Annotated in this window: 12 protein-coding genes (1 of these 12 only partly in view); 8 read left to right on the plus strand and 4 right to left on the minus strand. The window is 68.4% G+C overall.

Annotation, left to right across the window (positions count from 1 at the left end; genetic code table 11):
• The 3 genes from trpE to trpD all read left to right on the plus strand — a co-directional run.
• Positions 1 to 1,009, plus strand: partial view of an anthranilate synthase component I gene (trpE, locus tag EI73_RS01865; protein WP_034383596.1) — the 3' portion only. 419 nt of this gene lie to the left of the window's left edge; 1,009 of the gene's 1,428 nt are visible here — the last part of the coding sequence; its start codon lies beyond the left edge, outside the window; its stop codon occupies positions 1,007 to 1,009.
• Positions 1,010 to 1,191: 182 nt separating this feature from the next.
• Positions 1,192 to 1,803: an aminodeoxychorismate/anthranilate synthase component II gene (locus EI73_RS01870; protein ID WP_034387505.1), complete on the plus strand. Its 612-nt coding sequence runs from the start codon at positions 1,192 to 1,194 to the stop codon at positions 1,801 to 1,803.
• Entirely contained in the window at positions 1,800 to 2,846 is a 1,047-nt protein-coding gene (trpD, locus tag EI73_RS01875) for an anthranilate phosphoribosyltransferase (protein WP_034383599.1), read from the plus strand. The genes EI73_RS01870 and trpD overlap by 4 nt, the downstream gene beginning before the upstream one ends.
• Positions 2,847 to 2,853: 7 nt before the next feature.
• Here trpD and EI73_RS01880 read toward each other — a convergent pair whose 3' ends face one another.
• Positions 2,854 to 3,315: an Lrp/AsnC family transcriptional regulator gene (locus tag EI73_RS01880; RefSeq protein WP_034387508.1), complete on the minus strand. Its 462-nt coding sequence runs from the start codon at positions 3,313 to 3,315 to the stop codon at positions 2,854 to 2,856.
• A gap of 158 nt (positions 3,316 to 3,473) precedes the next feature.
• On the opposite strand from EI73_RS01880, the gene ablA reads away from it, so the two are divergent.
• Complete coding sequence (gene ablA / locus EI73_RS01885; RefSeq protein WP_034383602.1) at positions 3,474 to 4,925, plus strand: lysine 2,3-aminomutase; 1,452 nt, start codon at positions 3,474 to 3,476, stop codon at positions 4,923 to 4,925.
• Positions 4,926 to 5,032: 107 nt separating this feature from the next.
• The gene (locus EI73_RS01890) at positions 5,033 to 6,394 is read left to right on the plus strand and encodes an acetyl ornithine aminotransferase family protein (protein ID WP_034383605.1); all 1,362 of its coding nucleotides are present in this window, start codon (positions 5,033 to 5,035) and stop codon (positions 6,392 to 6,394) included.
• Here the strand turns inward: EI73_RS01890 and EI73_RS01895 are convergent.
• Complete coding sequence (locus tag EI73_RS01895; RefSeq protein WP_034383608.1) at positions 6,363 to 6,848, minus strand: peroxiredoxin; 486 nt, start codon at positions 6,846 to 6,848, stop codon at positions 6,363 to 6,365. The genes EI73_RS01890 and EI73_RS01895 overlap by 32 nt on opposite strands.
• A 36-nt stretch (positions 6,849 to 6,884) precedes the next feature.
• Here EI73_RS01895 and tilS point away from each other — a divergent pair, with 36 nt between their 5' ends.
• The 3 genes from tilS (at position 6,885) to EI73_RS01910 (ending at position 11,033) form a co-directional block, all read left to right on the plus strand.
• Positions 6,885 to 8,519, plus strand: a complete 1,635-nt coding sequence (gene tilS, locus EI73_RS01900) for a tRNA lysidine(34) synthetase TilS (RefSeq protein ID WP_231557258.1) — start codon at positions 6,885 to 6,887, stop codon at positions 8,517 to 8,519.
• Positions 8,520 to 8,559: 40 nt separating this feature from the next.
• Positions 8,560 to 9,651: a glutamate 5-kinase gene (proB, locus tag EI73_RS01905; protein ID WP_034383613.1), complete on the plus strand. Its 1,092-nt coding sequence runs from the start codon at positions 8,560 to 8,562 to the stop codon at positions 9,649 to 9,651.
• Positions 9,652 to 9,752: 101 nt separating this feature from the next.
• Positions 9,753 to 11,033 (plus strand): glutamate-5-semialdehyde dehydrogenase, encoded by a 1,281-nt coding sequence (locus EI73_RS01910; protein WP_034383616.1) that lies wholly within the window; start codon positions 9,753 to 9,755, stop codon positions 11,031 to 11,033.
• Between the two features lie 12 nt (positions 11,034 to 11,045).
• Here EI73_RS01910 and dxs read toward each other — a convergent pair whose 3' ends face one another.
• Positions 11,046 to 12,947, minus strand: coding sequence for a 1-deoxy-D-xylulose-5-phosphate synthase (gene dxs, locus EI73_RS01915; protein WP_034383620.1), 1,902 nt, complete (start codon positions 12,945 to 12,947; stop codon positions 11,046 to 11,048).
• A 73-nt stretch (positions 12,948 to 13,020) separates the two neighbouring features.
• Entirely contained in the window at positions 13,021 to 13,695 is a 675-nt protein-coding gene (locus EI73_RS01920) for a hypothetical protein (RefSeq protein ID WP_034387511.1), read from the minus strand.
• Between the last annotated feature and the right edge of the window lie 227 nt (positions 13,696 to 13,922).

Raw genomic sequence — 13,922 nt, forward strand, 5'->3', positions numbered from 1 at the left:
CCTCTTTATCGCGCCGGAAGGCATGGTGGTCTACGATCACCTCAAGCACCGGCTGATTGCGGTCGCCACTGCCGAGACACAGGAACAGGCGGAAGCGGTGGTGGCGACCCTCGCTGCGCGCCTGCGTGGTCCCCTTCCCGACGATCTCCCTGGCCGCGACCCTGCGCCCGCCCCCACCTTTCATAGCAACTTTACGCCGCAGGGCTTCATGGGGGTGGTGGAGCGGTGCTTGGCGTACATCCGCGCCGGAGACGTCTTTCAGGTGGTCCCCAGCCAGCGCTTCAGCGCCGACCTCACGGTGCATCCATTCGCCCTGTACCGCGCGCTGCGGCGGGTCAATCCCAGTCCCTACCTCGGTTACCTCGCGCTGGGGGACGTGACCCTGGTCGCTTCCAGCCCGGAAAGCCTGCTGCGGAGTGACGGGCGGCTGGTGGTCACGCGCCCCATCGCGGGCACAAGGCGGCGTGGCGCGACGCCGGAGGAGGACGAGCAGCTGGCCGCTGAACTCCTCGCCGACGAAAAGGAGCGGGCCGAACACCTGATGCTGGTGGATCTGGGCCGCAACGACCTCGGGCGGGTGAGCCGCTACGGCAGCGTGCAGGTGCAGGACGCTTTTGCCGTAGAGCGCTACAGCCACGTCATGCACATCGTCTCCACGGTCAGGGGCGAGCTGCGGGAAGGTCAGACACCCCTGCACGCGCTTGCCAGCGTCCTCCCGATGGGAACGGTGAGCGGCGCTCCCAAGATTCGCGCGATGGAGATCATCGACGAGCTCGAACCTGTTCGCCGCGGTCCCTACGGCGGCGCCTTTGGCTACATCGCCCTCGACGGCAGCCTGGATATGGCCCTGACCCTGCGTACGATGGTGATCGCGGGTGGCCGCCTCCACATTCAGGCTGGGGCGGGCATCGTGGCCGACAGTGATCCGGCCGCAGAGGAACAGGAGACGCGGGGCAAGGCGGCGGCGCTGATGCGGGCGGCGGAGATGGCCGCGGGGGGATTGTCATGATGATTGAACGCGCTGCCCCGCAGGACCTCCCGGCCACGGCGCAGACCATCCTGAAAGGTGTGCTGGACGGGCGGGTCACCGGTTCGGTGCGCAAGGTTGTGGGCAGCGCCGGAGGAGGTCAGACCGAGCGCCTTGGCCCCGGTCTTCCTGCGAACAGAGAAAGTGACGGTGACGGCGTGAGCATGCCCCTGCGTATCCTCCTGATCGATAATTACGACTCCTTTACCTACAACCTCGTTCAGTCTTTCGGTGAACTCGGCTGCGAGCTGACGGTGTGGCGCAACGACCGCTTTACCCTGGACGACGTTCGTGCCCTCGACCCCGACGCCATCGTCGTCTCGCCCGGTCCCTGTACGCCGCGTGAGGCGGGCCGCAGCGTGGAGGTGATCCGCGAGCTGGGGCCAACCTACCCGACCTTGGGGGTGTGTCTGGGTCACCAGAGCATCGGAGAGGCGTTCGGGGCCCGGGTCGAGCGGGCGCGGCACCCCGTGCACGGCAAGACGAGCGTGCTGCGGCATGACGGCACAGGCCTCTTTGCCGGGTTGGGGAAAGAGGTGCGGGTCACACGCTACCACTCGCTGCTCGTCCGCGACCTGCCGCCCGAACTTCTGCCCGTCGCCTGGACAAGCGATCCGCAGGAGGAGGTGTTGATGGCGCTGCGCCACCGCGAGTATCCCGTGTACGGCGTGCAGTTTCACCCGGAGAGCGTCGCCACCGCAGACGGGATGGCGATGCTCCACAACTTTCTGAAGCTCGTTCGGGTCTACCGGGCAGAGCGGGAGGCGCGGGCATGACCTCGGGGACGGCAGCACTGGACGCGCGGGCGACGCACATCCGCCTGATGAACGGCGAGCGGCTGACGCAGGCGGAGGCAGCGGCCTTTATGCGCGAGGTGATGGACGGGAATGTCAGCGGTGTGCGGCTGGCGGCGGCGCTCGCCGCGCTGCGGGTGCGGGGCGAGACCGCAGAGGAGATCGCGGGATTTGCCCAAGCCATGCGGGAGAACGCCGTGCAGGTCCACGTGGAACCGCGTGACGTGCTGCTCGACGTGGTGGGCACGGGAGGCGACGGCGCCCACACCTTCAACATCAGCACCACCGCGGCCTTGGTGGTGGCGGCGGCGGGGGTTCCGGTCGCCAAGCACGGCAACCGCGCCGCGAGCAGCCGTGCCGGAAGTGCCGATGTCCTCGAAGCCTTGGGTGTCAATCTCGACGCTTCGCCGCAGGTCGTGGCGGACGGGGTCAATGAGCTCGGCATTGGCTTTATGTTCGCGCGCAACTACCATCCGGCCCTGCGCCACGCCGCGCCTGTTCGCGCCGACCTCGCCGCCCGCACGGTGTTTAACATCCTGGGACCGCTCGCCAATCCTGCGGGGGCGACCCACCTGGTCGTGGGTGTCTTTAAACCTGAGCTGACGCCCATGCTCGCCGAGGTGCTGCGGCGCTTGGGAACGCGGGGAGCGACCGTCGTGCACGGCAGCGGCCTGGATGAATTCACGGTGTGCGGCCTGAACACCGTGACTGGCCTGCGCGAAGGCGAGGTGATCGACCGCACGATGCACCCCGAAGAGTTCGGCGTGAGCCTACACCCCAAGGAGGCGATCGTAGGCGGCACACCCGCCGAGAATGCGGAGATCACCCGCGCCCTTCTCACCGGTGGCGGGACGCCCGCACAGCGCGATATCGTGGCCCTAAACGCGGGAGCGGCCCTCCGCACGGCAGAGCGTGTGGGCAGCATCCGCGAGGGCGTAGCGCAGGCTCGCGAGGTCATGGCGAGCGGCGCGGCATGGGAGCTGTTGCAGCGGTACGCCGCGCACACCCGTCAAGCGGAGTCCTGAGCGCCCCTTACTTGGGTGGCAGCAGCACTTTGCCCTCTAGGGGCGTACTCAGCACGATGCTGGTGTCACAGGTAAAGCCCATCGCGATCAGTTCGGAGAGCAGGGCCTCAAGCGCGCCCACATCGGGCACGGCGACTTTGAGGATACAGGAGTTGTCACCGGTGACGCTGTGACATTCAAGCACGCTGTCATGCTTCTTGGCCCACCGCACCAGTGTGGGATCGTTGCGTCCGCTGTCTTGCACGCCGATAAAGGCGGTGATGGCCCGGCCAAGGGGCTTGGACGCGACGCGCACCCCGTAGCCGAGAATCACGCCCGCGTCCTCCAGGCGCCGGACTCGCTCGGTGACGGCGGGGGCGGAAAGGCCGACACGGCGGCCGAGCTCGCGCATGCTCAGGCGGGAGTCGGTCTGTAATTCTTCCAAAATGCGGTGATCGAGGGGATCGAGAGAGCCGCCGTACTGCTTCATGCTCCCCATCTTAACGTTTGCAAGGTAAGGGGTGGCGTTTGCCAGCTTCGTGTGGGGAGAGAGGCGTGTTGGAGCCGTGCTGCGCGTCTTCCAAAGGGGTTTTGGGGCGCTCAGAATAGAGAAACGCAACTCACGTTTTCTCTTGAGGAGGGCTCTTTATGCCGAGTTCCAGCAAACTGCACCCACAGGCGACCGTGCGGTCGCAACAGATGCTGCCCCGTGGCCACCGCGCTCCCAGGTGGGCGGACGTGCCGGATGAACTGTGGTACGACTGGAAGTGGCAGCTCAAGAACCGCATCAATTCGGTGGAGGAACTCGAGGAGGTCATTCGCCTGACGCCTTCCGAGCGGGCCGGGGCAAGCGCCGAGGGCATCTTTCGCCTGGACATCACGCCCTACTTCGCTTCCCTGATGGACCCCGAAGACCCCACCTGCCCGGTGCGGCGTCAGGTGATTCCTACCCACCACGAGCTCGAACCCTTCACCTCGATGATGGAGGATTCCCTCGCGGAGGACAAGCACAGCCCGGTGCCTGGCCTGGTTCACCGTTACCCCGACCGAGTGCTGATGCTGGTCACGACCCAGTGTGCGAGCTACTGCCGCTACTGCACTCGCTCGCGCATCGTGGGTGATCCCAGCGAGACCTTTAAACCCGACGAGTACCGGCTGCAACTCGAGTACCTGCGCAACACGCCGCAGGTGCGGGACGTGCTGCTCTCCGGCGGCGACCCCCTCACCCTCGCGCCGAAAGTCCTCGCGGGCCTGCTCGCAGAGCTGCGCAAGATTGAGCACATCGAGATCATCCGCATCGGTACGCGCGTGCCGGTCTTTTTGCCCATGCGTGTCACGCAGGAACTCTGCGACGTGCTGGCCGAGCACCATCCCCTCTGGATGAATATCCACGTGAATCATCCCAAGGAGATCACGCCGGAGGTCGCCGAAGCCTGCGACCGCCTCACCCGCGCGGGCATTCCTTTGGGCAACCAGAGCGTGCTGCTGCGCGGCGTGAATGACCACCCGGTCATCATGCAGAAGCTGGTACGCGAGCTTGTCAAGATTCGCGTGCGTCCCTACTACATCTACCAGTGTGACCTCGTGCACGGCGCCGGACACCTACGCACCACCGTTGCCAAGGGCCTCGAGATCATGGAGAGCCTGCGCGGCCACACCTCCGGCTACTCCGTTCCGACCTACGTCGTGGACGCGCCCGGCGGCGGCGGCAAGATTCCCGTCGCGCCCAACTACGTCCTCTCGCACAGCCCGGAAAAGCTCATTCTTCGCAACTTCGAGGGTTACATCGCCGCCTACTCCGAGCCGACCGACTACACGGGGCCCGATATGGCCGTTCCCGAGGAGTGGTACCGCAAGGAACCCGGTCAGACCGGCATCTACGGCCTGATGGAGGGCGAGCGCATCTCCATCGAGCCCAAGGAATTCAGCGAGAGCCGCGCGCGGCCCGGCGCGATCCAGCACCGCCTCAATAGCCGCGAGGACAAATGGGCGGCGTACGGGGTGGGCGAACACAGCGGCCCCCTCACCCACAGCACGCTGGTGACGGACACTGCGCCGGACGGCCAGGTGAACGCACCGCAGCCGGTGGGTGGGGACTGACCCAGCGTTGAAGCCCTGGGCGCTGAGCAAGAAACTCCCGCCCAGGCTGTCCCGCCTCCTTTGTCTTTTTCATCACTCACCGCTGATCGCCCGTGCAAGGAGAACCGATGACCACCGCCACCCAGACCCGCCAGCCCCTCCTCAAGACCGCCCTCCCCGGTCCCAAGACCAGGGCCATCATGGAACGCGACGCGCAGCACCTCTCGACCTCGTACATGCGGCCCTACCCCTTCGTGCCCGACCACGGCGAGGGCGTGTGGCTCACCGACGTGGACGGGAATACAATGCTCGATTTCTTTGCGGGCATCGCGGTCAGCACGACGGGTCACGCGCACCCGCATGTGGTCAAGGCCGTGCAGGAGCAGGTGACGAAGTTCAGCCACGTCTGCCTGACCGACTACCCGCAGGAGATCACCACCAGCCTGGCCGAGCGGCTGGTCAGGCACGTCGAGAAGCCCGGCGAGAAGTGGCGCGTCTTCTTCGGCAACAGCGGCGCGGAGGCGGTCGAAGCGGCCGTCAAGCTGGCCCGCAACCACACCGGGCGCAGCCACGTCATCTCCACCTTGGGCAGCTTCCACGGGCGGACCTACGGCGCGATCACGCTGACGGGCTCCAAGACGAAGTACAAGCGCGGTTTCGGGCCCCTGCTCCCCAATGTGACCCACGTGCCCTACCCCAACCCCTTCCGCCCGCCGCTGGGCAGCACCCCGGAAACCTGCGGGCAGGCGGTGATAGACCACATCGAGTCCCTCTTCCAAACGGTTCTTCCCGCCGACGAGGTCGCCGCGATCATCATCGAGCCCATGCAGGGCGAGGGTGGCTACATCGTGCCGCCCGCCGATTTCCTGCCGGGGCTGCGCGCGCTGTGCGACCGCTACGGCATCCTGCTGATTTTCGACGAGGTGCAGGCCGGGATGGGCCGCAGCGGGAAGATGTTCTCCTTTCAGCACTTCGGCGTGCAGCCCGACCTCATCACGCTCGCGAAGGGCATCGCTTCGGGCCTGCCCATCAGCGCGCTGCTGGCCAAAGAAAGCGTGATGACCTGGCCCGTGGGTTCGCACGGCAGCACGTTCGGCGGCAACCCGGTCGCGGCGGCGGCGGCGCATGCCACGCTCGACCTGCTCGAAGGGGTGGTGCGGCACCCCGGCTGCGGCGAGAACCTGATAGACAATGCCGCCAGCGTGGGTGAGTTCATCATGACCGAGCTGCGGAAGATGCAGGCCGAGTTCCCGTTCTTGGGGGATGTGCGCGGTCGGGGCCTCTTTATCGGTCTGGAGTTCGTGGAGCCGGACGGCCGCCCCGACGGCAAGCTGCGCGACCGCGCCAGCCTGGCGATGTTTGAGCGCGGCCTGCTGAACCTCGACTGCGGCGAGGCCGTCATCCGGATCAGCCCGCCCCTGATCCTGACCCGCGAGGAGGCGCAGACAGGGCTCATGATCATGCGGGAGGCGCTTTCGAGCCTGCGCTAGACCGCTCGCGCAGCTCACGCAGCACGTCTGCCGCATGGGTGGCCGGGTTGACCAGCCGCCAATGCCGAGCGACCAGGCCCGCTGGATCGATGAGAAAGGTCTGCCGGGCCGCCAGACCCAGCAGGCCGCCCAGGCCGCCTGTGACCCCGTAGGCGCGGCAGAGCGTGCGGTCCCCATCAGGAATCAGGGGAAAGGAGAGGCCACAGCGGTCGCGAAAGTTGGCCTGGCGGGCTTCTGTATCGGTGCTGACACCGATCACGGCGGCATGGAGGCGCTCGAATTCGGGCAGGGCTTCTTCGAAGCGCCGCGCCTCGAGGGAGCAGCCGGGCGTTCCCGCGCGCGGATAGAAGTACAGCACCACCCAGCGGCCCCGCAGGTCGGCGAGGCGAATGAGGCGGCCATCGTCGCTGCGGGCCGTAAAGCTGGGGGCGGGCTGACCGACGTGCGCAGACATACTCCTATTGTACGGAGCCGCCCTACAATGCCCCCTGTGGCTAAGGCGCCTGTGTCTGAGCTTGCCGCGGCCCTGCGGCGTCCCCTCGAAGCCTATGCGGGCCGGGTCGTGGTTGTGGGCGTCTCGGGCGGAGCGGACAGCGTGGCCCTTTTGCGAGCCCTGCTGCTCGCCGGGGCGCGGCCCGTCGCAGCCCACCTCGACCATGCCCTGCGCCCGGATTCCGCGCAGGATGCGGCGTGGGTGCGTGCCCTGGCGCAAGGGCTGGCCGTGCCTGTCGAGGCCACACGGGTCGAGGTGGGCCTGGTCGCGGCGCGGCGCGGCTGGAATCTGGAGGACGCCGGTCGCCGGGTCCGGTATGAGTTTCTCTCCCGCACTGCGCGGACGCACCGGGCCGAGGCGATTCTGACCGCCCACACCCGCCGCGATCAGGCCGAGACGGTCCTGATGCAGCTTGTCCGCGGCGAGGCGGTCCTGAAGGGGATTGCGCCGGTCTGGGGCCGCGTCCGTCGCCCCTGGCTGGACGTTTCACGGGCCGAGGTAGAAGCTTTCCTGCAGTCGCTGGGCCAGGACTGGCGCGAGGATCCCAGCAACGGGGACCCCACCCAGACCCGCGCCTGGCTCCGTCTGGAGGTGCTGCCTCTTCTGGCCACCCGTTTTCCGGACGTGGAGGCCGCCCTGGCCCGTCTTGCCCGCCTGTCGCGCGAGGATGACGCGGCCCTGCGTGCCCTTGCCGCCCGCCTCACCGCACATGCCCCGCTGGCCGCTCAGCCGCCCGCGGTTCTGCGCCGGTACGTCGCGCAGGCTCTGGCGGACGCGGGCTTCTCGTACCACGCCGGTCATGTGGAACAGCTTGCGGCCGCCCTGGGGGCAGGGGAGACCGCCCACGTCACCCTGCCCGGCGCACGGGACGTGACGGTGACCGGCGGGCGGCTGCACCTCACGCCGCGGCGCTGGCCTGCCCCCGACTTCCCCCTTCCGGCGGGCTGGACCCGGCGCACCCGGCAGCCGGGAGATCGCCTGCGCCTCCCCGGCGGCACGCGCAGGCTCAGCGACGTCCTCACCGATGCAAAGGTGCCCCGTGAGGAGCGGGACCGCGTGCCGCTGCTGGCGGTGGGGACGAATGTGCGCTGGGTTGGAGTGCATCCCCCCCTGTGGGCAGTCGGGGCACGGGAGGAGGCGAACATCCCCGAAGACCCCCTCTACACCGCGATGGGTGAGGCGCTGGCCCTAGCCCGTGAGGCGGCGCGGGTGGGCGAGGTTCCGGTGGGCGCGGTGGTGCTGGGCCCGGATGGGGCCGTGATCGGGCGGGGTCGCAACACCAGCCGCGAACACGGGGACATGACCCGCCACGCCGAACTTGGGGCGTTACGGGAGGCCGCCCGGAGGCTCGGCACCCCCTACCTGACGGGCTGCACCCTGGTCGTCACCCTCGAGCCCTGCCCGATGTGCCTGGGCGCGGCCTTAGAAGCGCGGGTGGGGCGGGTGGTGTACGGGGCTGCGAACCCCAAAGCGGGAGCGTTGGGGGGAGTGCTGGACCTGCTGGCGTCGCACTGGGGCCACCGACCTGCCGTGACGGGTGGCGTCCGGGCCGGGGAGGCGGCGCGGCTGCTGCGCGAAACCTTCCGGGGCCTGCGGGGAACCAAAGGGGGCTGCGCCGCCGTGCATAGGTGAGCCGGTCCTCACCGGTCCTGCCCGTCCTATCTTGAAGCCCATGCGCGTCGTCCTGAAGCTCGGTACCAGCGTCCTCACGGCGGGCACCGACCGCCTGCACCGGCCCCGCCTGGTGGACCTGCTGCGCGACATCGCGGCGGTTCGCACGGCGGGTCACGAGGTCGTGCTGGTGACCAGCGGGGCCGTGCTGGCCGGGTGGGAGGCGCTGGGGTTTCCCCCGCGGGACCGAACGCTCGCAGAAAAGCAGCTGCTGGCGGCGGTTGGACAGGGTCGCCTGATGCACCTTTACGCCAGCATCGCGGAGCTGTACGGTGTGCCGGTCGCTCAGGTGCTCCTCACCGCTGGCGACTTTCGCGACCGCACCCGCTACCTCAATGCCCGCACCACGCTGAACGGTTGCCTCACGCGCGGCGTCCTGCCTATCATCAACGAGAACGACGCGGTCGCGACCGCGCAGCTCAAGGTGGGTGACAACGACACCCTCTCCGCCTTCGTGGCGAACCTGGTCGAGGCCGACCTGCTGGTGATCCTGACGGACGCGCCTGGCCTGTACACCGCCGACCCGCGCACCGACCCCGACGCGTCCCTGATTCCCGTCGTCGAGCGCGTGACCCCCGAGGTTTGGGCGCTGGCGGGCGGGGCGGGCAGCCACCGCGGGACGGGCGGCATGCACACCAAGATTCAGGCGGCAGAGATCGCCACCCGTGCCGGAACGCCCGTCGTGATCGCGCCTGGTGACGCCGAACAGGCCCTTCCCCGCCTCCTGAACGGGGAGGACCTGGGCACGCGTTTTCTCGCACACGGCTCCCGGCTGGAGGCCCGCAAACGCTGGATTCTCGCCGAGATCGCCGCGGGTCGCGTCACGCTGGACGCGGGGGCGGCGCGGGCCATCCGCGAGCGGGGCGGCAGCCTCCTGCCCGCCGGGATCACCGCCGTGGAGGGCGACTTCCGGCGCGGTCAGACGGTGCGCCTCCTCGCTCCGGACGGCACCGAGATCGCGCGCGGCCTGACCCGCTACCCTGCCGCCGACCTCACGCGCATTAAGGGGCACCACTCCCGCGACATCGAGGGCATTCTGGGCTTCACCTACGGCCCGGAGGTGGTGCACCGGGACGACCTGGTGAGGCTCTAGGGGAGCGCGTGTGGAGAGCGGCGCAGGCGGGCGCTTTGCCCCCAGCCCTCCACCTCGACAAGCCGGCGGCAGCGGGCTGCGGGGCCTGCTACCCTGCCTCCATGACGACCGAGACGTTGACGGTCCGGGAGATGGGCTTGCGGGCGCGGGCAGCGGCGCGGGTGCTGCGCTCGCTCCCGACCGCACACAAGAGGGCGGTCCTGCACGCGATTGCCCGTGAGCTGCGGGCGCGGGAGGCGGACATCCTCGCCGCCAATGCCCGCGACGTGGCGGCGGCGGAAGCGGCAAGCCTGCCTGCGCCCATGGTGGCCCGCCTGCACCTGGACGGCCCGGCCCTCGCCGCGATCGCCCGCGACGTGGAGGCGGTGGCGGCCCTGCCCGACCCGGTGGGGGAGACCACGCCGGAGGAGGTGCGGCCCAGCGGCATCCGCGTCTCAAGACGGCGGGTGCCCCTCGGCGTGCTCGGGGTGATCTACGAGAGCCGCCCCAATGTGACCGTGGATGTGGCGGCCCTCGCCCTGATGAGCGGAAACGCCGTGATCCTACGCGGCGGCAAGGAGGCGGCACACAGCAATGCCGCGCTCGAAAGAGCGATCCGCGTTGCCCTCGCGTCCCAGGCGCTTCCGGACGGCGCCGTGCAGGTGATCCGCGACCCGGCCCGCGAGCGCATGGGTGAACTGCTGCGCCTCGACGATCTGGTGGACGCCATCATTCCGCGTGGCGGCGCGGGGCTCCACCGCTACTGCGTCGAAAACGCCACCGTCCCGGTGATTGTGGGCGGCATCGGTGTGGTGCACATCTACCTCGACGAGAGCTTTACCCGTGACCCCGCCGACGTGGCGCGGGCGGTGGAGCTGATCCGCAACGCGAAGGTGCAAAAGCCGAGTGCCTGCAACGCGCTGGATACCCTCCTGATTCATGAGGGGGCCCTTCACGCCCTGCCCGCCATCGCCCATGACCTCAGCGCCCACGGCGTCACGTTGCGTGCGGATCCGCCCGCTCTCGCCGCGCTTCGGGCCGCCGGAGTGGAGGCCCAGCCCGCGACCGACGCTGACTACGGCACCGAGTTTTTGGCCCTTACCGCCAGCATTCGCACCGTGCGCGGCTTGGAGGAGGCCCTCGACTTGATCGCCCAGTACGGCAACCATACGGACGTCCTGCTGACCCGCGATCCTGCTCAGGTCGAGCGCTTCGTGCAGGACGTGGACAGCGCCGCCGTGATGGTGAACGCGAGCCCCCGCTTCAATGACGGCGGGCAGCTTGGTCTGGGCGCAGAAGTCGCCATCAGCACCCAGAAGCTGCACGCGCGGGGACCGCTGGGGCTGCGCGAACTCACGACGACGAAGTGGGTGGTGGTGGGGGACGGACAGGTACGGGTCTAGAGGTTCCCTGCGCTACACCTCCAGCGGCACATCTACCCCGAGTTCGGCAAGCACCGTGCGGATGGCCGCCGTGTCCATTCCAGCGCGCGCGTGGACGCTCTCGACCGTCGCGTGTTCCTGAAAGGCGTCGGGAATGCCCAGCACCCGCACAGGTGTTCTCAGCTCCATGCGGTTGAGGGCTTCCAGCACCGCGCTGCCGAAGCCGCCCACCACGGTGTTGTCCTCTACTGTGATGAGCGCGCGGGCTCGGGTCGCCACCTCGCGCAGCATCGTCTCGTCGAGCGGTTTGACGAAACGGGCATTCACGACGCCCACACCGGGGAGACCTGCGGCGGCCTGGCGAGCGTACTCCAGCGCCTTGCCTCCCGCGAGGATCACCACGTCGTCACCGTCTTGCAGGCGTTCCCAGGTGCCCCACTGCAGCTCGGGCCAGGTGCCCTCGGGCACCCGCTCGGTGTTGCCGCGCGGGTAGCGGATGGCGAAGGGACCGGGGTGCTCCTGGGCATACTTCAGCATGGCACGCAGCTCGGCGGCGTCTTTGGGCAGCCCGATTCGAACATTGGGAATCGAGCGCAGGTAACTCAGGTCAAAGACGCCGTTGTGGGTGGCACCGTCCGCCCCCACAATGCCTCCCCGGTCGATGGCAAAGGTCACGTTCAGATTCTCGATGGCGACGTCATGCAGCACCTGGTCATAGGCGCGCTGCAAGAACGTCGAGTAGATCGCCACGACCGGCCGCAGCCCGCGCAGGGCCATCCCCGCCGCCGTGGTGACGGCCACCTCCTCCGCGATCCCCACATCGAGGTAGCGGTGGGGATGCACCTGGCTATAGCGCACCAGCCCGCTCCCCTCGCGCATCGCAGGGGTAATCACAAAGGTGCGCGGATCCTGGGCGGCCAGTTCGGTGACCGCGTCCCCAAAGGCGCTACTCCACGAGTAGGCGGAACTGGAGGTGGATTCACCCGTCGCGGGGTCGAACTTGCCCGGACCGTGCCACTTGATGGGGTCGGCTTCCGCGTAGCTCAGGCCTTTGCCCTTTTTGGTCACGACGTGTAGGATGGTCGGCCCATCCAGGTCGGAGAGGCGTTCGATAAGCCACACGAGTTCCTGGACGTTGTGGCCGTCGACCGGCCCCACGTACCGCACGCCCATCGCCGCAAACGGGTTGACGCTCGCGGGGTCAAAGAAGTGCCGCGTTGAGCTCTTGGCGCGGCTCATCAGCTCCGCCAGCGGCCTGCTCACCGCCTGCACGGCCTTTTTCCCGGCCTCCTCACCCTCCTGGAACCACTTTTGCACCTGAAGGCCGCGCATAAAGCGGTTGATCGCCCCCACGTTCTCGCTGATACTCATCTCGTTGTCGTTCAGAATGATCAGCAGGCGCGGCTGCAGGTCCCCGATGGTGTTCAGCGCGGCGAGGGCCATTCCTCCCGTCAACGAGCCGTCCCCAATCACGGCGGCCACCTTGTAGTCCTGCCCCAGCGCGTCCCGGGCCAGCGCCATCCCCAGCGCGTTGGCGAGGGAGGTGCTCGCGTGCCCCACGGTGATCGCGTCGTGTTCGGACTCGCTCACCTTGGTAAAGCCCGACAGCCCGCCTTCCTTTTTGACGGTGTGCATCAGGTGGCGACGCCCGGTGAGCATCTTGTGCGCGTAGGCCTGATGGCCCACGTCGAACAGAATGCGGTCATGCGGCGAATTCAGCACGTAGTGCAGGGCCACGATCAGGTCGGTCGCGCCCAGGGAACTCGCGAGGTGCAAGCCCCCCACCGAGCAGACCCGCACGATCTCCTCGCGCAGCTCGGCGGCAAGCTGGGGAAGCTGCTCGCGAGCAAGCTTTTTGAGGTCGTCCGGGCTGTTGACTCGGTCCAGCAGCGGGGTGCGGCTGGCAGGCTGGAGGTGGGCTGTCGGCTCGCTCATGGCTGGCCTCCCTGATGGGTCGAAGGTGGGGCGGTGAGGGTCATCCCCCCAGGGTAGCGGAAGGTCCGCACGCTTACTTCCCACCAAAGTTGCGTGCTGTGAGCAGCAGGCCCTCAGGCGTGCGGACATCACCCACAAAGGGCGCGAACCACACCTGCTGCACCTGCGGAAAGAGGCCGCCCACGTCGTCACTGATCTGGCGAGTAATGACCCAGACATCGAAACTTCCGGCGGGGGTGTTGACCCGGCGGCGGTCCTGCACGTCGTAGCGGTAGCGCAACGTGCCCTGCGCCTGCACCTGTCCGTTGTCGCTTGTCAGCGTGACCCGGCTCTGGCCCTCCCAGCTCAGGCCCACCCGCCAGGCACCCTCGGCGGGGGCTTCGACCCATGCCGGTTCCAGGCGCACCGTCACGCCCGGCTTGCGAAAGCCCAGCAGCCGCACGCCATCCGCGCCCACCTGCCGGTACCACGTCTGCTCCGCGCCGCGCCCGGTCAGCCCAAAGGCGAAGACAGGTTGCCCCACGAAGACGGTCGGGCCAAGCGCCCGCAGCGTGTACGGCAGGCTGCCCGCGGCCTCGCCTTCTGGGAGGTACGTCCAGGCAAGCCCCGTCTCCAGAGGATAAAAAGACACGCGGCTGACGGGGGTGCTCGCCTGAACCGGCGCCGCTGTTTTCGTGGCCGCGGGCGCGCACGCTCCCAACAGGGCGAGCAGCGGCACGGCGCAAAGGGCGGAGGCACGACCTCGCATGGGCTTTAGGGTAAAGCGCGACATCACCTCTATTCTGTCAGCATTGCTGAAGTTGGGCTGACCACGCTCGCCCAGGCAGGCAGAAGGAAGAGAAAGGCGCTGCGGCTTCGGTGCTGTGTCCAGCCGCCGTGGAACGCTCCCCGGAGCAGTGCCCTGGATATGACGCGGCTCGTCCCCGCGAGATGTTCGAAGAGAAACACGGGTGACTCAGGGGAGAGAACCTGGCG

The sequence above is a fragment of the Deinococcus sp. YIM 77859 genome (assembly GCF_000745175.1).
Taxonomy (GTDB): Bacteria; Deinococcota; Deinococci; order Deinococcales; family Deinococcaceae; genus Deinococcus.